Below are 2,020 nucleotides of genomic sequence, written 5' to 3'. Positions count from 1 at the left end.
GCGCCTACCCCACAACCGTGAGGCGGTTCATCCAGTAGCAGCGGTCCGACGCACCGATCCGAAGACCGGCCCGAGGTCCAGGCTCTCGCCCGTTCCCTCAGGACCCAACAGCGTGCCAACGCAACCCCCCACCAGAACCTGTTCCACTCCACACGGGAGGTACTGGGAACGGCAAGGAACAACGCAACTAGTCGATGTTCCACCCTTGAGCAACCCTCCTCGGAACGAACGCCCGAGTAGAGGGCCCTGGACGCCGAAGCGCCAGAAGCTCCTTAGAAAGGAGGTGATCCAGCCGCACCTTCCGGTACGGCTACCTTGTTACGACTTAGTCCCAATCGCTGGTCCCACCTTCGACGGCTCCCTCCCCAAGGGGTTGGGCCACCGGCTTCGGGTGTTACCGACTTTCGTGACTTGACGGGCGGTGTGTACAAGGCCCGGGAACGTATTCACCGCAGCGTTGCTGATCTGCGATTACTAGCGACTCCGACTTCATGGGGTCGAGTTGCAGACCCCAATCCGAACTGAGACCGGCTTTTTGGGATTCGCTCCACCTTGCGGTATCGCAGCCCTTTGTACCGGCCATTGTAGCATGCGTGAAGCCCAAGACATAAGGGGCATGATGATTTGACGTCATCCCCACCTTCCTCCGAGTTGACCCCGGCAGTCTCCTATGAGTCCCCACCATGACGTGCTGGCAACATAGGACGAGGGTTGCGCTCGTTGCGGGACTTAACCCAACATCTCACGACACGAGCTGACGACAACCATGCACCACCTGTATACCGCCCTTGCGGACCCCATGTCTCCATGAGTTTTCGGTATATGTCAAGCCTTGGTAAGGTTCTTCGCGTTGCATCGAATTAATCCGCATGCTCCGCCGCTTGTGCGGGCCCCCGTCAATTCCTTTGAGTTTTAGCCTTGCGGCCGTACTCCCCAGGCGGGGCACTTAATGCGTTTGCTGCGGCACGGAACTCGTGGAATGAGCCCCACACCTAGTGCCCAACGTTTACGGCATGGACTACCAGGGTATCTAATCCTGTTCGCTCCCCATGCTTTCGCTCCTCAGCGTCAGTTGCGGCCCAGAGACCTGCCTTCGCCATCGGTGTTCCTCCTGATATCTGCGCATTCCACCGCTACACCAGGAATTCCAGTCTCCCCTACCGCACTCTAGTCTGCCCGTACCCACTGCAGACCCGAGGTTGAGCCTCGGGCTTTCACAGCAGACGCGACAAACCGCCTACGAGCTCTTTACGCCCAATAATTCCGGACAACGCTTGCGCCCTACGTATTACCGCGGCTGCTGGCACGTAGTTAGCCGGCGCTTCTTCTGCAGGTACCGTCACTTTCGCTTCTTCCCTGCTGAAAGGGGTTTACAACCCGAAGGCCTTCATCCCCCACGCGGCGTCGCTGCATCAGGCTTGCGCCCATTGTGCAATATTCCCCACTGCTGCCTCCCGTAGGAGTCTGGGCCGTGTCTCAGTCCCAGTGTGGCCGGTCGCCCTCTCAGGCCGGCTACCCGTCGTCGTCTTGGTGAGCCGTTACCTCACCAACTAACTGATAGGCCGCGAGTCCATCCCAGACCGAAATTCTTTCCAAACGCTACAGATGCCTGTGCGTCTCGTATCCGGTATTAGCACCGATTTCTCGGAGTTATCCCAGAGTCTGGGGCAGGTTACTCACGTGTTACTCACCCGTTCGCCACTGATCACCTCGAGCAAGCTCGAGGATCACCGTTCGACTTGCATGTGTTAAGCACGCCGCCAGCGTTCGTCCTGAGCCAGGATCAAACTCTCCGTAGATGTCTATAGGCACCCCACACTCACGCGCAGGGCAACCGACGTACGAAGCGGCCCCGAAGGACCCGTTCTCATCTGGCATCGATCAAATGTACAACTGACGTTAAACATTCGTCTCAACCACGTCACCGCAACAAGCACACCACCAACCACAACGGTCAGCACTGCACCCACCACGACGACAATTGGCATCGACTTTTGGCACGCTGTTGAGTTCTCAAGGA

The 2,020-nt window shown here is 58.3% G+C and carries 1 rRNA gene; it reads right to left on the bottom strand.

Annotation, left to right across the window (positions count from 1 at the left end):
• Positions 1-276 precede the first annotated feature (276 nt).
• Positions 277-1,799, bottom strand: a 16S ribosomal RNA gene (locus tag J4G33_RS16840).
• Positions 1,800-2,020: the final 221 nt, after the last annotated feature.

The organism is Actinotalea soli (assembly GCF_017565425.1).
Classification (GTDB): domain Bacteria; phylum Actinomycetota; class Actinomycetes; order Actinomycetales; family Cellulomonadaceae; genus Actinotalea; species Actinotalea soli.
Note: the sequence above shows the minus strand (reverse complement) of the source record. Positions and strands in the feature narration are given on the sequence as shown.